The sequence below is a fragment of the Streptomyces sp. NPDC051563 genome (assembly GCF_044454225.1).
Lineage (GTDB): Bacteria > Actinomycetota > Actinomycetes > Streptomycetales > Streptomycetaceae > Streptomyces.
This window is the reverse complement of record NZ_JBITDL010000007.1, coordinates 59,652-83,449: the sequence shown is the minus strand read 5'-3', so window position 1 is coordinate 83,449 and position 23,798 is coordinate 59,652. Positions and strand designations below refer to the sequence as shown.

The 23,798-nt window shown below is 72.1% G+C and carries 12 protein-coding genes; 10 read left to right on the top strand and 2 right to left on the bottom strand.

Annotated features, from left to right (window positions below):
• The first annotated feature begins 75 nt into the window (after positions 1-75).
• A complete protein-coding gene (locus ACIA8F_RS10760; protein ID WP_399377944.1) occupies positions 76-1,410 on the top strand; it encodes a class I SAM-dependent RNA methyltransferase in 1,335 nt (444 codons plus the stop codon).
• A 124-nt stretch (positions 1,411-1,534) separates the two neighbouring features.
• Positions 1,535-1,831 (top strand): hypothetical protein, encoded by a 297-nt coding sequence (locus tag ACIA8F_RS10755; RefSeq protein WP_399377942.1) that lies wholly within the window; start codon positions 1,535-1,537, stop codon positions 1,829-1,831.
• An 18-nt stretch (positions 1,832-1,849) separates the two neighbouring features.
• Here the strand turns inward: ACIA8F_RS10755 and ACIA8F_RS10750 are convergent, their stop codons facing one another.
• Together ACIA8F_RS10750 and ACIA8F_RS10745 are read right to left on the bottom strand one after the other, a co-directional pair.
• On the bottom strand, positions 1,850-2,134 hold the full coding sequence (locus ACIA8F_RS10750; RefSeq protein WP_399377941.1) for a LuxR C-terminal-related transcriptional regulator: 285 nt from the start codon (positions 2,132-2,134) through the stop codon (positions 1,850-1,852).
• Between the two features lie 130 nt (positions 2,135-2,264).
• A complete protein-coding gene (locus ACIA8F_RS10745) occupies positions 2,265-3,212 on the bottom strand; it encodes a methionyl-tRNA formyltransferase (protein ID WP_399377940.1) in 948 nt (315 codons plus the stop codon).
• 264 nt (positions 3,213-3,476) lie between these two features.
• Between ACIA8F_RS10745 and ACIA8F_RS10740 the strand changes: the two genes are divergently transcribed.
• The 8 genes from ACIA8F_RS10740 to ACIA8F_RS10705 all read left to right on the top strand — a co-directional run bounded on the left by ACIA8F_RS10740 (position 3,477) and on the right by ACIA8F_RS10705 (position 23,707).
• Positions 3,477-4,844, top strand: coding sequence for a lysine N(6)-hydroxylase/L-ornithine N(5)-oxygenase family protein (locus ACIA8F_RS10740; protein ID WP_399377939.1), 1,368 nt, complete (start codon positions 3,477-3,479; stop codon positions 4,842-4,844).
• A 103-nt stretch (positions 4,845-4,947) separates the two neighbouring features.
• Positions 4,948-6,036, top strand: coding sequence for a FecCD family ABC transporter permease (locus ACIA8F_RS10735; protein ID WP_399378078.1), 1,089 nt, complete (start codon positions 4,948-4,950; stop codon positions 6,034-6,036).
• Positions 6,033-7,106: a FecCD family ABC transporter permease gene (locus ACIA8F_RS10730; protein WP_399377938.1), complete on the top strand. Its 1,074-nt coding sequence runs from the start codon at positions 6,033-6,035 to the stop codon at positions 7,104-7,106. The genes ACIA8F_RS10735 and ACIA8F_RS10730 overlap by 4 nt, the downstream gene beginning before the upstream one ends.
• A gap of 40 nt (positions 7,107-7,146) precedes the next feature.
• Positions 7,147-8,007: an ABC transporter ATP-binding protein gene (locus ACIA8F_RS10725; protein WP_399377937.1), complete on the top strand. Its 861-nt coding sequence runs from the start codon at positions 7,147-7,149 to the stop codon at positions 8,005-8,007.
• A gap of 106 nt (positions 8,008-8,113) precedes the next feature.
• Positions 8,114-9,175 carry an iron-siderophore ABC transporter substrate-binding protein gene (locus tag ACIA8F_RS10720; RefSeq protein ID WP_399377936.1) on the top strand — a complete coding sequence of 354 codons (1,062 nt, stop codon included), beginning with the start codon at positions 8,114-8,116 and terminating at the stop codon, positions 9,173-9,175.
• A 2-nt stretch (positions 9,176-9,177) separates the two neighbouring features.
• On the top strand, positions 9,178-10,965 hold the full coding sequence (locus ACIA8F_RS10715) for an ABC transporter ATP-binding protein (RefSeq protein WP_399377935.1): 1,788 nt from the start codon (positions 9,178-9,180) through the stop codon (positions 10,963-10,965).
• A 57-nt stretch (positions 10,966-11,022) separates the two neighbouring features.
• Positions 11,023-22,017 (top strand): amino acid adenylation domain-containing protein, encoded by a 10,995-nt coding sequence (locus ACIA8F_RS10710; RefSeq protein ID WP_399377934.1) that lies wholly within the window; start codon positions 11,023-11,025, stop codon positions 22,015-22,017.
• Positions 22,004-23,707: an ABC transporter ATP-binding protein gene (locus tag ACIA8F_RS10705; RefSeq protein ID WP_399377933.1), complete on the top strand. Its 1,704-nt coding sequence runs from the start codon at positions 22,004-22,006 to the stop codon at positions 23,705-23,707. Before ACIA8F_RS10710 ends, ACIA8F_RS10705 begins: the two co-directional genes overlap by 14 nt.
• Positions 23,708-23,798: the final 91 nt, after the last annotated feature.

Sequence of the window (23,798 nt, the reverse complement as noted above, 5' to 3'; positions counted from 1 at the left end):
GTGGGTCGGCCGTCCGGCCGTTCCTTTTGATCCGATCCGATCTTCTGATCCACATCTCCTTGGAGTCTCCCCACCATGACGAGCGAGCAGAACGAGAAGCAGTCACTGGTCGGGGAGGAGTACGAGGTCGAGGTCGGCCCCGTCGCACACGGCGGGCACTGCATCGCCCGGACCGCCGAGGGCCGCGTCCTGTTCGTCCGGCACACCCTGCCCGGCGAGAAGATCGTCGCGCGCGTGACGGAGGGCGACACCGACTCCCGCTTCCTGCGCGCCGACGCCGTGACCGTCCTCGACCCCTCCAAGGACCGCGTCGAGGCCCCCTGCCCGTACGCCGGCCCGGACAAGTGCGGCGGCTGCGACTGGCAGCACGCCAAGCCGGGCGCCCAGCGCCGGCTCAAGGGCGAGGTCGTCGCCGAGCAGCTGCTGCGCCTCGCCGGACTCACCCCGGAGCAGGCCGGCTGGGACGGTACGGTCATGCCGGCCGAGGGCGACAAGGTGCCCGCCGGGCAGGTCCCCCAGTGGCGCACCCGCGTGCAGTACGCGATCGACGTGGACGGCGTCGCGGGCCTGCGCAAGCACCGCTCGCACGACATCCAGCCGGTCGACCACTGCATGATCGCGGCTCCGGGCGTCACCGAGCTGGGCATCGAGCAGCAGGACTGGCCGCAGATGGCCACCGTCGAGGCGATCGCCGCGACCGGCTCGGGCGACCGCCAGGTCGTCCTCACCCCGCGCCCCGGCGGCCGCCTCCCGCTGGTCGAGCTGGACAAGCCGGTCTCGGTCCTGCGCGTCGAGGAGAAGGACGGCGGGGTCCACCGCGTCCACGGCCGCCCCTTCGTGCGCGAGCGCGCGGACGGCCGCACCTACCGCGTCGGCATGGGCGGCTTCTGGCAGGTCCACCCGCAGGCCGCCGACACCCTGATCAAGGCCGTCATGCAGGGCCTGATGCCGCGCAAGGGCGAGATGGCCCTCGACCTCTACTGCGGCGTCGGCATCTTCGCGGGCGCCCTGGCGGAGCGCCTCGGCGAGACGGGCGCCGTCCTCGGCATCGAGTCGACGAAGCGCGCGGTCGAGGACGCCCGGCACAACCTGACCGACTTCCCCCGCGTCCGCATCGAGCAGGGCAAGGTCGAGGCGATCCTCCCGAAGACCGGCATCACGGAATGCGACCTGGTCGTCCTGGACCCGCCCCGAGCGGGCGCCGGCAAGCAGACGGTCCGCCAGGTAGCCGGCCTCACCCCGCGCCGCATCGCCTACGTGGCCTGCGACCCGGCCGCCCTCGCCCGCGACCTGGCCTACTTCCAGGAGGCCGGCTACAAGGTCCGCACCCTGCGCGCCTTCGACCTCTTCCCGATGACGCACCACGTGGAGTGCGTGGCGATCCTGGAGCGCGTGGCGAAGGACGCCTGACCTACGGGCAGATGGCGGGGGGCCGGAGTCGTCACTCCGGCCCTGAGCTGCGGAGGATGACCAAGTAGCCCCCGGGGGTACGTGGCCTGTGGCAAGCTCGTCTCCCTTGGGGAGGGGCTTGCTGATGACGCTTTACCAGTGCGGATCGTGCTCGTTTCGGAGCGAAGAGCTCGGCGAGGCTCAAGAGCACTCGCGCCGGACGGGCCACGTGACCGTCGGCAAGGACATCGGCGAGGATGCTGCCGGGACGGCCGACGGTAAATTCGGCCGAGCGAGGGCCGTGGCCAAGGCCGGCGCCGGCGTTCTGGCCGCCACGGCCGCCGGGGTCCTCGCCTGGAAGTTCAAGGAGCTTCAGGGGGAGAACGACTACCTGAAGTCGGCCACCGGTGCTGCGAAGACGCTCAAGAGTTACGACTGCTGAGTGCGGGCCGGCCAGCCGTCAGAGCCAGCCGCGTTGGGCGGCCTTGGTGCCGGCTTCGAAGCGGCTGGTGGCGCCCAGGCGTTCCATGATGGAGGCGACCTGGCGGCGGATGGTGCGGTCGGTGAGGCCCAGGCGTTGGCCGGCGGCCTCGTCGGTGAGGCCGGTGCCGAGCAGGCGCAGGAGTTCGCGTTCGTGGTCGGTGAGGCCGTACTGCGGGTCGTCGGGCGGGTGGTGCCGAGGTGACCGCGATGTTCCAGTCTCCTGAACGAGACCGTCACCCTTGCGGAAAGGGCGGGTCCGCATGTGCCTGCCCCTGTCGCACACCACCCTCGCGGCGTGCATGGCGGGGGAAGAGGGGAGAAGGAACCGGCCCGCCCGGGGACCGTCCGGGGCGGGCCGGCGTTTCAGGGGGCGGCGGGGGCCGCCCGTCCGGTCAGGGGCGGGGTGTGAGGTAGCCGCCCATGGCCTTGAAGTACTCCGCCGCGGGGAGTTCGCGGCCGTCCTCGGTGCGGACGCGGGTGATGGCCAGGCCGTGGTTGCGGCCCGTACGGGCGTCCGCGCCGGCGACGATGACCACGCCCTCGCCCTCGCGGTAGAAGATGCGGCCGGGGGTGCCGCCGTAGCGCCCTTCGGAGACGACGGCCGTGAGGATCTCCAGGCGCTTGCCCTTGTGGAAGGTGAAGGCGGCCGGGTACGGGGCGGACTGGGCGCGGACCAGGCGCTCCAGGGTTTCCGCGGGCCAGGACCAGTCGATGCGGATGTCCTCCTCGGCCCTCTTGTGGAAGAAGGTGGCCTGCGAGCGGTCCTGCTTCGTGAACTCCGTCTGGCCCGAGGCGATCAGGTCGAGGGCGCCGATGGTGACGGGCGCGATCAGGTCGACCGTCTTGTGGAACAGGTCGGTGGTCGTGTCCGTCGGGCCGACCGGTATCGAGTGCTGCATGACGATGTCGCCGGCGTCGAGCACCTCGTCCATCATGTGGGCCGTGACGCCGACTTCGGGCTCGCCGTTGATGAGCGCCCAGATGAGGGGGGAGAAGCCCGCGTACTTCGGGAGGAGGGAGTCGTGGATGTTCAGCGTGCCGTGGCGCGGCAGGGTGTAGATGCGCGGGGGGATCCAGGTGCGCCAGTTGTTCGCGACGAGGATGTCCGCGTCGGCTTCCTTGAGCTGCTGGAACAGTTCCTCGTCGTCGGGGCGGTTGCGGATGACGACCGGGACGCCGTGTTCCTCGGCGAGGTCGGCGACCGAGTCGCTCCAGATCTTCTCGTAGGCGTGCTCGCTCTTGGGGTGGGTCACGACCATCACGACGTCGTGCTCGGAGTCCAGGAGCGCCTTCAGGGTGCGATGGCCCCAGGTCTGATAGCCGAACATGACGACCCGCATCGGGGTTCCTCCTCAGAAGAGCAAAATGACCAGGAGTAAGTAAAGCAAGCCTTACCTAACGACGCAACAACCCCGATTCTGGGCTCGATTGACCCGAGTGCGAGGGTGTTGTCCGGTTTGTCTGGTCGACAGCCTGCCTGGATCAGGTTAGCTTTACCTAAGTTCCACTCGGCTGCCGGTCACCGGTGCGCCTGGACGCCCCCCCCTTTCCCCACCCCTGACACGACGCCTGGCAGGCGGCTGTCCCGCACCAATGGGAGTGACATGTCACAGGCTCTTCCTGGCGACGCACCACTGATCCACGACCTGATCGGTATCGGCTTCGGGCCGTCGAACGTCGCCATGGCGATCGCGCTCAGCGAGCACAACGTGCGCGTCGGAAGGCAAGAGGCGGTCACCGCCCACTTCTTCGAGCAGCAGCCCCGGTTCGGGTGGCACCGCGGCATGCTCATCGACGACGCGACGATGCAGGTGTCCTTCATGAAGGACCTGGTGACGCTCCGGAACCCGACCAGCGAATACAGCTTCCTCTGCTACCTGCAGGAGAAGGGCCGGCTGATCGACTTCGTCAACCACAAGAACCTGTTCCCGCTCCGGGTCGAGTTCCACGACTACCTCGAGTGGGCCGCCGCCAAGGTCGACGACATGGTCTCGTACGGCCACCAGGTCGTCTCCGTGGAGCCCGTGGTGCGGGACGGCGTCGTGGAGTACCTCGACGTGACGGCGCGCTCCGGCGACGAGGTCGTCGTCCACCGCGCCCGCAACCTCGTCATCTCCACCGGGCTGCGCCCGGTCATGCCGGAGGGCGTCGGGCGGACCGACCGCGTCTGGCACAACACCGACCTGCTGAAGAAGATCGACTCCCTCGAAGGCAGCGAGCCCACCCGGTTCATCGTGGTCGGCGCCGGCCAGAGCGCCGCCGAGAACGTGGCCTACCTGCACCGCCGCTTCCCGCAGGCCGAGGTCTGCGCGGTCTTCTCCCGCTACGGCTACAGCCCGGCGGACGACAGCAGCTTCGCCAACCGCATCTTCGACCCCCAGGCCGTGGACGAGTATTTCTCCGCCCCGGAGGACGTGAAGCAGCGGCTGATGGGCTACCACGGCAACACCAACTACTCCGTGGTGGACATCGACCTCATCGACGACCTCTACCGGCAGTCGTACCAGGAGAAGGTGCTCGGCACCGAGCGCCTGCGCTTCCTGAACGTCTCGCGCCTGACGGGCGTGGAGGAGACGGCCGACGGGGTCCGCGCCGCCGTCACGTCGCTCGTCACCGGCGAGGAGAGCGTGCTCGACGCCGACGTCGTGGTGTGCGCCACCGGGTACCAGCAGGCCGACGGCCTGGGCCTGCTCGGCGAGGTCGCGGACCGCTGCCACCGCGACGACCAGGGCCGGGTCCGGGTCGAGCGCGACTACCGGGTGGCCACCGACCTCGACGTGAGCTGCGGGATCTACCTCCAGGGCGGAACCGAGCACACGCACGGCATCACCTCCTCCCTGCTGTCCAACACCGCGGTACGGGTCGGCGAGATACTCGACTCGATCCTCGACCGCACCCTCAAGGCCCTGCCCGACCAGGCCCGTCCGGTCGCCGGGGGAGCCGGCGGCGGAGCCCGCCAGCCGGCCGTCTGACCGGTCCCCGCCCAGCCCACTGCCGTGCCTCCCGGACGCTCGCGCGTCCGAGGCACGGCAGTAGTGTTCACCCAGTTGCCCCATACGAGAAGGATCGTCCGTGCTGCCCACTGGTACTCGCCGCCCTGCCGGCGGCCCGCCCGCGGTCGAGCGCCCGGCGCCTTCCCGGGTCGTCGTACAGGCCCGGCGACGGCGGATCCTCGGTCTGGGCGCCCTCCTCGTGCTCCTCGTGGCCGCCGCGCTGGTCTCCCTCGCCGTCGGCGCGCGGGCGCTCAGTCCCGCCGAGGCCTGGCACGGGCTCTTCGCCGGTCCGGACCCCGACCAGAAGCTCTCCGAAGCCCGGCTCATCATGCGGACGGTACGGGTGCCCCGGACGGTCCTCGCGATCGTGGCGGGCATCGCGCTGGGCGTCGGCGGGGCGCTGATCCAGGGGTACACGCGCAACCCCATCGCGGACACCGGCCTGCTCGGGGTGAACACCGGCGCCTCCTTCGCCGTGGTGTCGGCGATCGCCCTGTTCGGGTTCACCGACCCCTTCCAGTACGTGTGGTTCGCCTTCCTGGGCGCCGCGCTCGCCGGAGTCGTGGTCTTCGGACTGTCGAGCATCGGCCGGGGCGCGGGCAATCCGCTGACGCTCGCCCTGGCCGGGCAGGGGGTCACGGTGTTCCTGATGGCGATGACGACGGCCGTCGCGCTGTCGGACAAGGCGGCGCTGAACGCCCTGCGGTTCTGGAACGCCGGCTCGGTGGCCGGCGTCGGGTTCGACGTCATCTGGCCGGTGACCGCCTTCATCGCGGTCGGGCTGGTGCTGGCGCTGGCCACCCTGCCGTCGGTGAACCTGCTGAACCTCGGCGACGACGTGGCGCGCGGACTGGGCGTGAACATCGCGCTGATCCGCACCGTCGGCATCATCGCCATCACGCTGCTGGCGGGCGCGGCCACGGCGGCGTGCGGGCCCATCGCCTTCCTCGGCCTCATGGTCGCGCACGTGGCCCGCCACCTGGCCGGGCCCGACTACCGCTGGCTGGTGCCGTACGCGGGTCTGCTCGGCGCGGTCATCCTTCTGATCTGCGACATCGTGGGACGCGTCGTGGTGCGGCCGGGAGAGCTGGACGCGGGCGTCCTCGTCGCTCTCCTCGGCGCCCCGTTCTTCGCGGTCCTCGTGTGGCGGGGAAAGTTCAAGAGCGCATGAACGTGACAGTGGAGAAGCCGTCGGCGAAGCCCTCGGTGGCGCCGGGCGTACGGCTCGCCGGCATGTCCTTCGTCTGGCGGCCCAGGATCGTGCTGGTCACGCTCCTGCTGGCGGCGGCGGCCTTCCTGATGTTCTGCCTGTCCATCGCGGTGGGGGACTTCCCCATCGGCCTGCCGCAGGTGGTGAGCACCCTCTTCGGCGGGGGCGAGCAGGTCGACCAGTTCGTGATCATGGACCTGCGCATGCCGCGGGCCCTGGCCGGGCTCGTCGTGGGCGTCGCGCTGGGCATGTCCGGGGCGATCACCCAGTCCATCGCCCGCAATCCGCTGGCCAGTCCGGACATCCTGGGCATCACCGGGGGTGCAAGCGCGGTCGCGGTGTGCCTGGTTACGGTGTCGGGCGGGGCCTCGGCGGCCGTGATCAGCTCCGTCGGGCTGTCCGGAGCGGCGCTCGCGGGAGGCCTCGGCACGGGACTGCTCGTGTACTTCATGGCCTGGCGGCGCGGGGTCGACGGCTTCCGGCTCATCCTCATCGGCCTCTCCGTGAGCGCCGTGACGGAGGCCCTCACGACCTGGCTGCTGGTCACCGCCGACATCAGGGACGTGGCGCGGGCCCAGGCCTGGCTGGTCGGCTCGCTGGACAACCGGTCGTGGGACGAGGTGGGGGTGGCCCTCTGGGGGACCCTCGCCCTCGCGGTCGTCGTGACCTGCGTCGCCTTCCAGTTCAAGCCGCTGCACTTCGGTGACGACGTGGCTGCCGGTCTCGGCGTCCGGTACGCGCGGGTACGGGCCGTCCTGCTCCTGTGCGCGGTCCTCCTGGCCGGCTTCGCGGTGAGCGCGGCCGGACCGGTCCCGTTCGTCGCGATGGTGGCTCCGCAGGTGGCGATCCGTCTGACGAAGTCCCCCACCCCGCCGTTGGTGGCCTCCGCCGTGGTGGGGGCGCTGCTGCTGATCGGCTCGGACCTGGTCGCCCGTACGGCGCTGCCGGTCACCCTGCCGGTCGGCGTGGTCACCGCCGCGATCGGCGGCCCCTTCCTCATCTACCTCCTGGTGCGGGCGAACCGCCGCTAGGTGATAGAAAGGTTAGGCAAGCCTAAATAGAGGGGGAGCCGTGGTCGCTCAGTACATCACCGAGATCCAGTCCGGGGCCGATGAGGTCCCGCGGCTGGCGGCCCGGGGTGTCACGGTCGGGTACGGCGACCGCACGGTCATCGACGCGCTCGACGTGACGATTCCGTCGGGGGTGGTGACCACGATCATCGGCCCCAACGGGTGTGGCAAGTCCACCCTGTTGCGGACCCTGTCGCGGCTGCTCAAGCCGACCAGCGGATCCGTGGTCCTGGACGGCGAGGACATCGCCCGGCTGCGCACCAGGGACGTGGCGAAGAAGCTCGGGCTGCTGCCCCAGGCGCCGGTCGCGCCCGAGGGCCTGACCGTGGCCGACCTGGTGGCCAGGGGCCGGCATCCGCACCAGAGCTGGCTGCGCCAGTGGTCCTCGGACGACGCCTCCGTGGTGGAGCGGGCGCTGGCCATGACCGGGGTGGCGGAGCTGGCCGACCGCCCCGTGGACGCGCTCTCCGGGGGGCAGCGTCAACGCGTGTGGATATCGATGACCCTCGCTCAGGGCACCGACCTCCTGCTGCTCGACGAGCCCACCACCTACCTGGACCTGGCGCACGCCGTCGACGTGCTCGACCTGGTCGACGACCTGCACGAGTCGGGATGCACCGTGGTCATGGTGCTGCACGACCTCAACCTGGCCGCGCGCTACAGCGACAACCTGATCGTGATGAAGGACGGTTCGGTCCTGGCGCAGGGTCACCCGCGCGAGGTGCTGACCGCCGAGCTGCTGCAGGAGGCCTTCGGCCTGCGTGCCATGGTGATCGACGATCCGGTGGGCGACCGTCCGCTCGTGGTGCCGATCGGTCGCACCCACGTCCAGAGTGCGGGAAGCCGGAGTGCGGGCAGCTGAGACGAGATACTCGTAACTTAGGCTAGGCTTACCTCACTTCCCCGGGGTACGGTTTGCCTGCCCTAAGTGGGGCCGCAGTGGACAGCACGAAAGCAAGGGATCCCGCATGCTCCTCGACCGACCGACACGAATGAAGCCCTGGCGGCAGCTGGCGGCAACCGTGTCCGCCGCGGCCCTCGGTGTAGGCCTCCTCGCTGGGTGCGGTTCCGACTCCGCCGACAAGGACGCGAAGAAGGACGACAACGCGAGCGCCCCGGCTGCCACCGGCGCCTTCCCCGTCACCGTCGAGCACTTCTTCGGCTCCACCGAGGTCAAGAAGGCCCCCCAGCGGGTCGTCACCGTCGGCTACACCGACGACCAGAACGTCCTCGCCTTCGGCATCAAGCCGGTCGGCATGGTCGACCAGTACCCGAACCCGGCCGGTCAGAGCCCCGACATCAACACCCAGTGGCCCTGGGTGAAGGACAAGTGGGGCGAGACCAAGCCCGAGGTCATCATGAGCAACGGTGACGCCGGCCCCAACTTCGAGAAGATCGCGTCCCTGCGCCCCGACCTGATCATCGCGGTCTACTCCGAGATCGACCAGGCCGCCTACGACAAGCTCTCGAAGATCGCCCCGACGGTCGGCCGCACCAAGACGGAGAAGGAGCCCTTCAGCGCTCCGTGGCAGGACAACGCCCTGCAGATCTCCAAGGCCGTCGGCAAGGAGACCGAGGGCAAGGCGCTCGTCCAGGGCATCACGGACAAGCTCGCCGCGGTGAAGAAGGCGCACCCCGAGTTCGCCACCCAGACCGCCGTCGCCCTGTCCTGGTACAAGGACGCGGTGAACCCCTTCACCACCACCGACGTGCGCGGCCAGCTGCTGACCGGCATGGGCTTCAAGGGCGCGACCGAGATCGACAAGATCTCGGACGGCAAGTTCTCCTTCGCGCTCTCCCCGGAGCGCATGGACCTCATCGACGTCGACCGCGTCTTCGTCGTCAACGACAAGGCCGACACGGACGCGCTGAAGAAATTCGACCTCTTCGCCAACCTGAAGGTCACCAAGGCCAACAAGGTGTCCTACCTGCTGGACAGCGAGGGTGCGGCGGCCGGTGCGGCCATGTCCCAGGCCACCCTGCCCGCCCTGCCCTTCGCCATCGACGAGCTCGTCAAGTCGGTCGGCTAGGTGTGAGCACCACGGACATTCGGGTCGCCCCGGCAACCCTGCGTACGACGACCGGACGTGAAGCGGCCCGATGGGTGGCGGCCAACTGCCGCACGATGCCCTGGCTGACGTCCGCCGCCGTACTCAGCACGGTCGCCGGGGCGGCTCTCCAGATGCTCCCCGTCCTGCTGCTCGGCAGGGTGGTCGACGGAGTGACCCAGGGCGAACCGCGGTCGGTCCTGATCACGATCGGGGCATGGATGGTGGCCGCCGCGCTCCTCGGCGCGGCGGCCACCGCCCTGTCCGCGTACCTGATCGGGCGGCTCGGCGCCGATCTGCTCGCGGATCTGCGCGAAGGCGCCGTACGGGCCGTCCTGGGCATGCCCAGCGCCCGGGTCGAGCAGGTCGGCCGCGGGGACGTGCTCTCCCGGGTCGGCGACGACGTCGCCGTCCTGTCCAAGGGCATCCGCTCGGCCATCCCCACGGTGTTCTCCGCGGGGATCCTGGTGGCCATCGCCACGGTCGGCATGTTCGGCCTCGACTGGCGGCTCGGCCTGGCCGGCGCCTGTGCGCTGCCGGCCTACGCGCTGGCCCTGCGCTGGTACCTGCCCCGCTCCGCCCCGCTCTACCGCAAGCGCGCGGTGGCCCAGGCCGAGCGCGCCCAGGCGCTGATCAGCGGGCTCAACGGCATCGAGACGGTACGGGCGCACCGCCTGGAGGAGGCCTTCCGCGAGAAGGTCTCCGAGGATTCCCGGCGGGTACGGGACCTCGGCATCGAGGTGTTCCACTTCTTCGGCCGGTTCGTCGGCCGGGAGAACCGCGCCGAGTTCATCGGGCTGTCGCTGATCCTGATCGTGGGCTACGCCCTGCTGGAGACCGGCTCGGCCACCCTCGGCGAAGTGGCGGCGGCGCCGCTGGTGTTCCACCGGCTGTTCACCCCGCTCGGCGCGATCATGTTCACCTTCGACGAGGCCCAGAAGTCGGGCGCGAGCCTGACCCGTCTCGTCGGAGTGCTGGGGGAGTCCACGCAGGACCGGCTGGTGGGCGACGCATCCGCCCAGGCGGCGGGCGAGGAGCCGTACGGGGTGACCGTGAAGGGACTGACCTTCCGTTACCCCGGGTCCGGGGAACCGGTCCTGAGCGACGTCAGCCTGACGATCCCGGCGGGCGGCTCCCTGGCCCTGGTGGGTGCGACGGGCGCCGGCAAGACGACCCTGGCCGCGCTCATCGCCGGCATCGGGACCCCCGAAGCCGGGTCGGTGCGGATCGGTCCGACCGATCTCGCCGATCTGGACGAGGCCGCGGCGAGGGCGCTGGTGAGCATCCTGACCCAGGAGACGCACGTGTTCTCCGGGCCGCTCGCCGACGACCTGCGGCTGGCCGCGCCGGAGGCGACCGACGCCGAACTGCTGGCCGCGCTGGGCACCGTAGGGGCGGCCGAGTGGGTCGACGCGCTGCCCGAGGGCCTGCACACCGAGGTCGGCGAGGGCGGTGCCCGGCTGGACGGCACCAAGGTGGCCCAAGTGGCCCTGGCCCGGCTGGTGCTGGGCCGCGCGCCCGTGGTGGTGCTCGACGAGTCCACCGCGGAGGCGGGCAGCGAGGGCGCCGCCGAGCTGGAACGGGCCGTACTGGCCGCCTGCGCCGGGCGCACCACGCTGTTCGTGGCCCACCGGCTGACCCAGGCGGTGGCCGCGGACCGGATCGCCGTGCTGGATGCGGGACGCGTCGTGGAGCAGGGCACCCACGAGGAGTTGGTGGCCCTGGGCGGCCGCTACGCGCGACTCTGGCGGGCCTGGAGAGACGCTAGTTAGGTCACCCTAATTTAGGTTAGGCTAGCCTTCGTACCTTGGAAGGGTGTTGAGTCTTCAATGATGGAACCGAGCGCTCGTCTCGTGCTGATCTCTCCTACGCGCCTGGCAGACGTGCGCCGGCGTACCGGCGGATACTCCGACCGGACCATCGCCGAGGCCTGTGCCATCGGACTGTCGTACTGGGCGACGGGCGAGAGCCCCGACGGAATCGACCTCGTCCCCGGCACGCTCTTCGCGGACGTCCTCGGATGGACCGACAACGGCGGCAGCGCGCCCGGCGGTTGGGAGACCGGCGAAGCGGCCCCGGACGGCTGGGCCATCGCGGTCCCCGCCGGAGTCCCGCAGGCCGACGCCCAGCTCGCGCTGGACGACCTCGCGGACTTCCCCGACCGGCCCCTCGGCACCATCGGCCCGTCCTCCGTGGCGGAGCGGCTCACCACCCTGGCCGGGTGGAACGACAACGCGGCGGACCGGGTCCGGCCGACCATCGTGGAGATGTTCCGCGAACAGGCGCGCCTGCGGCCGGACGCGGTCGCCGTCATCGACGAACACCGCTCGCTGACCTACCGCCAGGCGGCGGAGCTGTCCGCGCAGCTGGCCCACCACCTGATCGGCCGCGGACTCGGCGCCGAGCAGGTCGTGGGCATCTCGCTGGGCCGCTCCGCCGACATGGTGATCGGCCTCCTCGGCGTCCTCCAGGCCGGCTGCGCCTTCGTCCCGCTCGACCCGCAGTGGCCCGCCGCGCGCCGCGCCGTCGTCATCGACGACGCCCGCGTCGTGCTCCAGCTCAACGACTCCGGCGCGCACGACCCCACGGAACCGGCCGCCGCCGCCGTCGACCTCGACGACTGGCGCTACGCCGACCAGCCCGCCGGGGACACCGGAATCACCGCGCACGGCAACTCCCTGGCCTACGTGATCTTCACGTCCGGTTCCACCGGCCGCCCCAAGGGCGCGATGATCCGCCACGAGGCGATCAGCGAGCGCCTGCTGTGGCAGGTCGAGGAGATCCTGGGCTTCGGACACGACGACGCCTCCCTGTTCAAGGCGCCGCTGTCCTTCGACATATCCATCAACGAGATCTTCCTCCCGCTGGTGTGCGGCGGCCGCCTCGTCGTCCTGCGCCCCGGTGGCGAACGCGACCCGCACCACCTGCTCGGCGTGATCGCCGAGCACCGCGTCACCTTCACCTACCTCGTCTCCTCCATGCTGGACGTCCTGCTGGAGATCGCCGGGGACTCCGACCGCCTCGACAGCATGCGCCACGTGTGGTGCGGCGGCGAGGTGCTCACCCCCGAGCTGTACGAGCGCTACCGCACCCGGCTCGACATCCCCATGTACCACGGCTACGGCCCGGCCGAGACGACCATCGGCGTCTCCCACGTCATCTACCGCGGCGAGGCCGAACGCCTCTCGACCTCGATCGGCAAGGCCAACCCCAACACCCAGCTGTACGTCCTCGACGACGAGCTGCGCCCCGTCCCCGTAGGCGTCGGCGGCGAGCTCTACGTCGGCGGCTTCCTCCTGGGCCGCGGCTACGTCAACGCGCCCGGACTGACCGCCTCCCGGTTCGTGGCCAACCCCTTCGCCACCGACGGCTCCCGCCTCTACCGCACCGGCGACCTCGCCCGCTTCGCCCCCGACGGCTCGCTGGACTTCCTCGGCCGCGCCGACAACCAGATCAAGATCCGCGGCATGCGCCTCGAACTGGAGGACGTGGAGGCCGGCCTCGCGGAACACCCCCGGGTGCGGCACACCTGCGTCATCGCGAAGAAGAACAGCGCGGGCGGCACCTACCTGGTCGGCTACGTGATCCCGGCCGCCGGAGCCGCACAGCTGCGGGCCGACGAGGTCAAGGCCTGGGCCACGGAGCACATGGTCGAGTACATGGTGCCCGCCCACATCGTCGTGATGACCGAGTTCCCCCTCACCGCGAACGGCAAGCTCGACCGGCGCGCCCTGCCCGAGCCCGAGATCGTCACCGGCACGTTCGTCCGCCCCTCCACCGACGAGGAGCGCGCCGTCTGCGCGGCCGTCGCCTCGGTGCTGCGGCTGGAGGAAGTCGGCGTCGACCAGGACTTCTTCCAGCTCGGCGGAGACAGCATCCTCGCCATCTCGCTGCTCAGCGCGCTGCGCGAAGCCGGCCTCTACGTCACCGCCGGGCAGATCTTCGCCAACAGCGTCCTGGGCGCCCTGGCGGCCGTCGCCGGCCGCGAGGACCTGACCCGCGCGGACCACGCCGACGTCGCCACCGGCCCCGTCGTGGGATCGCCCGTCGTCCAGTGGCTCGGCCGGACCACCGACGCGATCGACGGCTTCGTCCAGGCGGTCGTACTGAACACCCCGGCGGACCTCACCGCCGACGCCCTCGGCCCCGTCCTCGACTCCGTCGTCGCCCGGCACGACATGCTGCGCGCCCGGCTCGTCCGCGGGGACCGCTGGAGCTTCGACATCCCGGCGGCCGAAGGGATCTCCGCGGACTGGCAGGAGAGCGACGCGCCGCTCGACGCGTGCGTGGCCCTGGCCACCGAAGGACTCGACCCGGACGGCGGCGTGATGCTGCGCGCCGTCTGGCGCCCCGAGGCGCGCCAGCTGGTCCTGGTCGCCCACCACGTGGTCGTCGACGGAGTGTCCTGGCGCGTGCTGATGGAGGACCTGGCCACCGCATGGCGCCAGCTCTCCGCGGGTCAGGAGATCGAACTGCCCCCGGTGGGAACCTCGTTCCGCCGCTGGACCCAGCTGCTGGCCGGCGCCGGCTTCGACGCGGACCGCGCCCACTACGAGCGCCCCCTGCCCGGCCCCGACGCACCGCTGGGCCGGCGGGCCCCGTCCGAAGAGGACACCGTCGAACGGGAGCGGACCCGGATCTTCACCGTCGGCTCCGAAACGACGGCCGCACTGCTGGGCGAGATCCCCGCGAAGTTCCACGCGGGCGTCAACGACGTGCTGCTGACCGCACTCGCCGTCACCCTCGCCCGGTGGCGGCAGGGCCGCGGCCAGGAGCAGACCTTCGCGCACATCGAGCTGGAGGGCCACGGCCGCGAGGTCCGCCACGTGGCCGCCGCCGCCGGCATCGAGCCGGAGCTGTCGCGGACCGTCGGCTGGTTCACGACCCTGTTCCCCGTCACCGTGGACCCCGGCGCGACCGGCGACTTCACCGACCCCCGCTACCTCGCCGCCGCCCTCAAGGCGGTCAAGGAGGACCTGGCCCGCGTCCCCGGCAACGGCGTCTCCTACGGCGCCCTGCGCTACCTGGCCGGCACCCCCTTCACGGCCCCGGCCCCCCAGGTCCTCTTCAACTACCTGGGCCGCTTCGACGCCGGCGCCTCCGGCGACTGGCAGCTCTCCGGCACCACCGGGCAGCTCGGCGAGAAGCGCGACCCGAGGATGCGCCTGCCGCGCGCCCTGGAGTTCAACGCCATCGCCGAACCCTCCGCCACCGGCGCCTACGAGCTCGTCACCACCCTCTCCTGGCCCGACGGGATGTTCACCGACGAGGACATCGAGGCCATCGGCGGCTACTTCGGCGCGGCCCTCACCGCCCTGGCCGCACTCGACGAGGGCGGCCACTCGCCCAGCGACTTCCCGCTGGTGCGCCTCACCCAGGCCGACGTCGACGCCCTGGACGGACCCGACCTGCGCGCCGTCCTGCCCCTGACCCCGCTCCAGGAAGGCCTGTACTTCCACTCGGTCTTCGACGACGACTCCGCGGGCAGCTACGTCGAACAGCAGCTGCTGACGCTGGAGGGCGAGCTCGACCCCGACCGGCTCCGGGCCGCCGCCACCCGGCTGCTCACCCTGTACCCCAACCTGGCCGCCCGGTTCACGGCCCTCGCCGACGGCCGCGTCGTCTCCGTCCTGGAGAGCGGCGCCGAGGCGCCCTTCGCGGTCCTGGAGCGCCCCGGCATCACCGACGCGGAACTCCACGCACTCGCCGAGCGGGACCGCCGCGCCGGATTCGACCTGGCCACCGGCCCGCTGATGCGGTTCACGCTGGTCCGCGACCCGGAATCCGGCCGCACCGTCCTCGTGCAGACCGTGCACCACATCATCGCCGACGGCTGGTCGGTGCCCCCGATGCTGCGCGCGCTCCTCGCCGAGTACCACGCGCCGGGCAGCACCTACCCGCTGAGCGGCTTCCCCGACTACGTCGGCTGGCTCGCGGAGCGCGACGCCGACGAGAGCGACCGGGTATGGGGCGCCGAGCTCGCCGGGCTGCCCGGCCCCTCGCTCGTCGCCAGGGACCACACCCCGTCCGACCGGTTCGCCGACACCTCCGCCCTGTCCGCCCTCGACGTCGACGCCGCCGTCCGCTCCGCCGGCGTACCGCTCAGCGTGGCCGTGCACAGCGCCTGGGCGCTCACCCTCGGCGGCATCCTGCACTCCGACGACGTGGTCTTCGGCTCCACAGTCTCCGGCCGCGACGCGGACGTCCCCGGCATCGAGGACATGGTCGGCCTGTTCATCAACACCGTCCCGCTGCGCGCCCGCTGGAACTCCGCCACCACGGCGCACGACCTGCTCACCTCGGTGCGCGAGCACCAGGGCGCGGTCCTGCCGCACCAGCACGTCTCGCTGGCCCGGATCGGCCGGCTGGCCGGGGTCGGCTCCCTCTTCGACACCCTCGTGGTCTTCGACGTGGCCACCGACGTGGCCGCGCTGCGCCGCACCGGCGACACCCTCGCCGTCACCGCCCTCGTCAACGAGGGGGCCCCGCACTACCCGCTGACCCTGGTCGTGGAGCGGTCCCTCGACGGCCGCCCGAGCTTCAACCTGATCTACGACGGCGAACTCCTCCGCGAGAGCAGCGCCCGGGACATCCTGGACCGGTTCACGCACACCCTCACCGGCCTGCTCACCCGGCCCGACGCCCCGGTCGCCGACCTGGCGCCCGAGGCCGGCCGCACCCCCGCCCGGATCACCCCGACCACCCTCGGCGCCCTCTTCGACGCCGCCGCGGACCGGGACCCGGCGGCCACCGCCGTCACCCAGTGCGCGCTCGACGGCACCACCCGCTCGCTGACCTACGGCGAACTCGCCGCCGCGAAGAACGAGCTGGCCGCCGCCCTGCGCGCGGCCGGTGTCGGGCCCGGCCGCCGCGTGGCCGTGGCCGTACCGCGGACCATCGAGCAGGTCGTCGCCCTGGTGGCGATCGTCAGCGCGGGCGGCGCGTACGTCCCGCTCGACATGGCCTACCCGGACGAGCGGCTGGAGTACGTCCTCGGCGACGCCGCCCCGCAGGCCGTCCTCGTCGACCCCGGTCAGCGCGCACGCTTCACGGCGCTGCTGGAGCGGGCAGGAGTCCCCGCCCGGGTCCTCGTACAGGGCGACGAACTGCCGCAGGAAGCCGCCGGGTCCACGACGCAGGAGGTGACCTGGCACGACCCCGCCTACGTGATCTACACCTCCGGGTCCACCGGCAAGCCCAAGGGCGTCGTCGTCCCGCACTCCAGCGTGGTGGCGCTGCTCGCCAACACCCAGCCCGACATGGACTTCGGCCCCGACGACGTCTGGGTCCAGTTCCACTCCTACTCCTTCGACTTCGCCGTCTGGGAGCTGTGGGGCGCCCTGGCGCACGGCGGCGAGCTCCTCGTCCCCGACTACGCCCTGACCCGCTCCCCGCTGGACTTCCACCGGCTGGTCCGCGAGCGCGGCGTGACCGTGCTCAACCAGACGCCCTCGGCCTTCTACCAGTTCGCCGAGGCCGACCGGCACGCCGCCCCGTCGCTCACCGGGGACTCGCTGCCCGCCCTGCGCCGGGTCATCTTCGGCGGCGAGGCACTCGACCTCGGACGGCTGCGCGGCTGGGTCGAGCGGCACGGCGCCGCCTCGCCCGAGCTCGTCAACATGTACGGGATCACCGAGACCACGGTCCACGTCACCCACCGGGTGCTGACCGAAGGGGACTTCGCCTTCGGCGACGACGTGAGCCCCATCGGCGGACCCATCCCGGGCCTGGTCACCCACCTGCTCGACGACCGGCTGCGGCCGGTGCCGCCGGGCCAGGTGGGCGCCATCTACGTGGCCGGCGACCAGGTCTCCCTCGGCTACCTGGGGCGCCCGGGCCTCACCGCGGGCCGGTTCGTGGCGAACCCCTTCGCGAACGACGGCTCCCGGATGTACCACACCGGTGATCTGGCCGTCCGTACCCTCGACGGGGAGCTGGAGTTCACCGGCCGCGCCGACGACCAGGTCCAGCTCAAGGGCTTCCGCATCGAGCTCGGCGAGGTCGAGTCCGCGCTGCGCGACCTCGACGGCGTCGTCGACGTGGCCGTCACCGTGGCCGGCAGCGGCGACCACCTGGTCGCGCACCTCGTGGGCCGGATCGACGGCGACCTCTCCGCCCTCCTCGCGGAGAAGCTGCCCGTGCACATGGTCCCCGGCCGGGTCCTGCCGGTCGACTCCCTGCCGCTGACCGTCAACGGCAAGCTGGACCGCAAGGCCCTGATCGAGCGCGCCGCGCAGGACGACACCCCGGCGGACGGCGCTCCCGGCACCGGCACCGGCGCCGGCGGCGGCACAGGGGAGGCGCTCGCCTCACTGGTCGGGATCTTCGCCGACACCCTGTCCCACCCGGCCGCCGACGCCGACACCGACTTCTTCGGCGCGGGCGGCGACAGCATCGTCGCCATCACCGTGGTCAACCGGGCCAGGGCGCTCGGCCTGCCGATCGCCCCCCGCGACGTGTTCCTCCTGAAGACGCCGCGCGCCCTCGCCGAGCTCCTGGGCACGCGCGCACCGCAGACCCGGGCCTCCGCTCCGGCGCCCGCCCGCCGCGCGGACGGCCCGCTGGCGCCCACCCCGATCATCCTGCGCCAGCGCGAACTGGGCGGCTCCCTGGCCCGGTTCGCCCAGGCCCGGACCGTGGCCGTGCCCGACGGCACCGCCCTCGCCGACATCGGGCGCGCCGCCGGCGCCGTACTGGCCGCCCACCCGGCCCTGCGGATGCGGCTGAACACCGAGCACGGCGTGTGGACCCTGCGCACCGAACCGGCCGGCGCGGCCACCGTCCTCGTCTCGGACACGGCCGACGCCACGGCCGCCGCCAACGAGGCCGCGGACCGCCTCGACCCCGAGACCGGGGAGGTCGCCGCCTTCACCTGGCTCGCGGCCACCGGCACCCTGGTGGTCACCGTGCACCACATCGCGGTGGACTCGGTGTCCTGGCTGATCCTGCTGGACGACCTGGCCGCCGCCCTGCGCGGGGAGACCCTCGCACCGGCCACCACCTCCTACGCCGAATACGCCGACGCGCTGACCCTGCGCTCCGCCTCCGGAGCCGAGGACCTCGGGCACTGGGCGGACACCCTGCGGGCACCCCTGCTGCTTCCCGCCTCCGGCGCCCTGCCCGCCTCCGGCACGCTGCCCTCCTCCGCCAGGCTGCGCGACACCACCGTGGTCCTCGGCCCCGAGGCCAGCGACCGGGTGACGCGCACCGCCCCCGCCGCGCTCGGCGTCGCCCTCACCGAGCTGCTGTGCGGCGCCCTGCGCACCGCGCTGACGCGGATCCAGCCGACGCCCACCGATCTCGCGATCGAGCTGGAGCGGCACGGCCGGGTGGCCGTGGAGGAGCACCACGACTACACCCGTACGGTCGGCTGGTTCACCGCCATCGCGCCCGTCCGGCTCACCGCCCACACCGACCCCGTCGCGGCGGCCCGCGAACTCGCGGCCCGCCAGCCCGACGAGTCCGGACACCTGGCCTACGGGCGGCTCCGCTACCTCAACCCGCAGACCGCCCCGCTGCTCACCGCCCGCCCGCAGGTGCTCTTCAACTACCTCGGCCGCGGCAGCGAGTCCCAGGCCCTGCACATCTCCGGCGGGGACCAGGGCAGCCCGTACGCCGTCGAGGTCAACGCCTGGACCGACGCGGCCACCGGCAGCCTGCACGCGGCCTTCACCCTCGCCGAGGAGATCCCCGACGAGATCACCGCGCACTGGCTGGACGCCCTGGAAGCCCTCGCGGAGGCCTCCGTGACGGCCGAGCGCACCGCGCCGGTCACCGCCCTGCAGCGCGGCCTGTTCTTCCAGGCCCAGCTGGCGGGCACCGCCGGACACTACGTCGCGCAGAGCTACTTCGCCCTCGACCACCGCCTCGACACCGGCGTGCTGACCGAGGCCATGGCCGTGGTCATGGCCCGCCACCCCGTCGTCGGCGCCGGCTTCACCACCGACGAGGACGGCGACCCGGTCCAGATCCTCAAGGCGGGCCGCCGCGTCGGCGTCCACACGGTCGAGCTGTCGAGCGACGAGGAAGTCGAAGCGCTGCGCGTCCGGGACCGCAACACCGGCTTCGACCCGGCCGAGCCGCCGCTGATCCGGCTGACCGTGGTCCGGCTGCCCGACGGCCGCGACGGCCTGCTCCTCAGCTACCACCTGCTGCTGTGGGACGGCTGGTCCCGCGCGATCGTGCTCCGCGACCTCTTCGAGGCCTACCGGGCCCTGCTCGCCGGCGAGCAGCCGTCCACGGCCCCGGCCGTGCCGTCCTTCGAGGACCACGCCCGCGCGCTCGCCGCCAAGGACCCGGCCCTCTCGGAGCGGTTCTGGGCCGGGCACCTGACCGGGCTCTCCGGCCCGACCCTGCTCGCCGGACCGGCGCCGGCCCTCTCGGACGACCTGCCGCCCGCGCTCCTGCACACCCTGACCGCCGAACAGTCGCAGCTGCTGCGCGAGACGGCCAAGGCCCACGGAGTCACCCTCAACTCGGTCCTCACCGGAGCCTTCGGCCTGCTCCTCGGAGCCCACACCGGCCGCAGCGACGCCGTGTTCGGCGTCACCGTCTCCGGCCGCGACGGCGAGGGCCTGTCCGACATCGTCGGCGTGCTCCTCAACACCGTGCCCCTGTGGACGCGGGCCCGGCCCGCGGACACCGTCGGGGAGTACCTGGCGTCCGTCCAGGCCGCCCGGGTCGAGGCGATGGAGCACGAGCACCTGGGACTCGGCGAGATCCAGCGGGCCAGCGGCCACGACACCCTCTTCGACAACCTGTTCGTCCTCCAGAACTTCCTGGACCTCGACGGGCTCGCCGAGATGAACGCCCGCCACGGCATCACCGAGGTGAAGTCGGACGACTCCACCCACTACCCCTTCACCTGGGTCGTCACCCCGGGGGACCGGCTCACGGTCAAGCTCGAGCACCGCCACGGCGACTCCGCCGACGCCCGCCGCCTCCTCGACGACTACGTCGGCCTGCTCCAGGACCTGGCCCGCTCCACCGGACCGGTGGGCGCCCTGCCCGGCCTCGGGCCGGTGCCCGCCCCGGCCGCCCGCACCGACATCGGCACCGACACGGTCGTCGACCGCTTCGACCGGGCGGCGGACCGCGCACCCGGGCGGGTCGCGCTCGTCGCGCAGGGCCGGAGCATGACCTTCGCCGAACTCCGGGACCGCAGCCGCCTGCTGGCGGGCGTGCTCGCCGGCCGCGGCATCGGCCCGGAGAAGACGGTGGGCCTGGCGATCCCGCGCACGCTCGACTGGATCGTCGCGCTGTTCGCCGTACTGCGCACCGGAGCCGCGTACGTACCGCTGGAGCTGGACCACCCGGACGAGCGGATCGCCACGATCGTCGCGGACGCCCGGCCCGAGGTGATCCTCACCGTCAGCGCCGTGGCGCCCCGGCTGACCGGCGGCCTGATCGAACTGGACGGACCCCTCCCGGAGGCCGAGCCGCTCGTGACGTTCACGCCGGACGACCCCGACCGGCTGCGGCACCCCGCGTACACGATCTACACCTCCGGTTCCACGGGCAAGCCCAAGGGGGTCGTGACCGAGTACGCCGGACTCACCAACATGCTGATCAACCACCAGCGCCGGATCTTCGAGCCGGTCCTGGCGGAACACGGCAACCGGATCTTCAAGATCGCGCACACCGTGTCCTTCGCCTTCGACATGTCGTGGGAGGAGCTCCTGTGGCTCGCCGACGGACACGAGGTGCACATCTGCGACGAGGAACTGCGCCGCGACGCGCCCGCACTGGTCGCCTACTGCCGTGAGCACGGGATCGACGTCGTCAACGTCACCCCGACCTACGCGCAGCAGCTGGCGGCCGAAGGCCTCCTCGACACCCCGGACCGGCGCCCCGCGCTGGTGCTGCTGGGCGGCGAGGCGGTCACCCCGACCCTGTGGCAGCGGCTCGCCGACACCGAGGGGACCGTCGGGTACAACCTGTACGGACCCACGGAATACACCATCAACACCCTGGGCGTCGGCACCTTCGAGTGCCAGGACCCGGTGGTGGGCGTGGCCATCGACAACACCGAGGTGTTCGTCCTCGACCCGTGGCTGCGGCCGCTGCCGGACGGGGTCCCCGGTGAGCTCTACGTCTCCGGCATCGGCATCGCCCGCGGATACCTGGGCCAGCCGGCCCAGACCGCGCACCGGTTCGTGGCCTCCCCGTTCGGAGCGCCGGGCGAGCGCATGTACCGTACCGGCGACCTGGTGGTCCGCCGGCCCGACGGGAACCTGATGTACCTCGGCCGCACCGACCAGCAGGTCAAGATCCGCGGTCACCGCGTCGAACTCGGCGAGGTGGAGGCCGTGTTCGCCGCGCACCCCGCGGTACGGTTCACCGCCGCGGTCGCCCAGCCCGACCCGCAGGTCGACGGCGCCCACCGGCTCGCCGCGTACCTCGTGCTGGCGGACGGCGCCGATCTGGCGGCGGTCGCCGCCGAGGTGGGCGCCGCACTGCCCGACTACCTGCGCCCGACGCACTACGCCCAGGTCGACGCCATCCCGCTCACGGTGAACGGGAAGGCCGACACCAAGGCCCTCCCGGAACCCAGGCCGCTGGGTGCGCTGAGCACTTCGGGCGAGCGCGGCCCGGAGACCGAGACCGAGGAACTGGTCTGCGAGTTCTTCGCGGAGGCCCTGGACCTGGACGACGACGAGGTGAGCGCCGTGAGCGATTTCGCATCCCTCGGCGGACACTCCATGCTGGCCGTACGCCTGGTCGGACTCCTGCGCCGTGAATTCGGCCCGACCATCACCATCCGTGACCTGCTCACCCTGCGAACCCCCGAAGCGATTGCCCGGCACCTTGATGACAACTCCTGACGTCCAGAGATCCCGCCGCGCGGGATCCGACATCCTGCGGACCGCCATACGGCGCAATGTCGGCGCCATGGTCTGGGGCACCGTCCTCATGGGCCTGTACCAGGCCGGCGAGACGGCCTTCCCGATCGCGCTGGGCCTGATCGTCGACCACACGATGAAGGAGCGGAGCCCCGGGGCGCTCGCCCTCTCGATCGGCGCGCTCGCCGTGATCATCACGACGGTGTCGCTGTCGTGGCGGTACGGGATGCGCATCCTGCAGAAGGCCAACACGACCGAGGCCCACCACTGGAGGGTGCGGGTCGCGTCCTGCGGCCTCCAGCCGGTGGCCCGGGACGTGGACCTGAAGTCCGGCGAGGTCCTCACCATCGCCACCGAGGACGCCGACCAGACCGCCGACATCGTCGAGGTCGTACCGATGCTGATCAGCTCCTCGGTCGCCGTGCTGGTGGCGGCGGTCGCGCTGAGCCTGGCGGACCTGCGGCTCGGCCTGCTGGTCATGGTGGGAACGGCGCTGATCCTCTCCTCCCTCAGCGTGATGTCGAAGCGCATCGGCAGCAGCACCCAGGAGCAGCAGGCCCGGGTGGCGCGGGCCGGTGCGAAGGTCGCCGACCTGATCACGGGTCTGCGCCCGCTGCACGGATTCGGCGGCAACCAGGCGGCCTTCCGGTCCTACCGGAAGGTCAGCACGGAGGCCAAGGAGCAGGCGATCACCGTCGCCCGGGTGAACGGGGTCTACACGGGCACCGCGCTCGGCCTGAACGCGATCCTCGCGGCCTCGGTGACCCTGACCGCCGGCTGGCTGGCCTTCGACGGGCAGATCAGCATCGGTGAGCTGGTCATGGCCGTGGGCCTGGCGCAGTTCATCATGGAGCCGCTCCGGCTGTTCTCGGACATGCCCAAGTACGTGATGATGGCGCGCGCTTCGGCGGAGCGGATGGCCCTGGTGCTGTCCGCCCCGCCGGTGGCGGACCTCGGGACGGCCCGCCCGGCACCCGGCGGGGACCTGGAGATCGACTGCGTCCGCTACGAATCCCTCCAGGGCCTGAAGTTCCACGTCCCGGCGGGCCAGTTCACGGCGATCGCGGTCTACCAGCCGCGTGCCGCGGCCGAACTCGCCTCCATCCTGGCCGTGAACGTGCCGCCGGCCGCGTACGGCGGCACGGTGCGGCTCGGCGGGCAGGACCTCGCGGAGCTGTCGGTCGAGGCGGTCCGCGAACTGATGCTGGTGAACCCGTACGACGGGGAGATCTTCGCGGGAACCCTCCGGACGAACATCGACCCGTCGGGCACCAGCCGGACGGTGCCCGAGGCCGTCGAGGCGTCCATGCTGACCGATGTGGTCGCCCTGCACCGGCAGGGACTCGACTACGAGGTCCGCGACCGCGGTTCGAACCTCTCCGGCGGCCAGCGCCAGCGGCTCTCGCTGGCCCGGGCGCTGGCCGCGGACTCCGACGTGCTGGTGCTGCGGGACCCGACCACGGCCGTGGACGCGGTCACCGAGCAGCTCGTCGCCCGCAAGATCGCCGAGCTGCGCCGGGGCCGCACCACCGTGGTCATCACCAGCAGCCCGGCCCTGCTCGACGCGGCCGACCGGGTCCTCGTCCTGGACGACGGGGTGGTCACGGCCGAAGGGACGCACCGTCACCTGATGGCTTCCGACCCGGCGTACCGCGCGGCGGTCACGCGCTGAGTCCGTGAGCCGGTGAACGGAAAGGGGGCCTGGCCGCCCGGCGGATCGCCGGGCGGCCAGGCCCCCTCGTCGTGCGGCCGGCCTGTCTGCC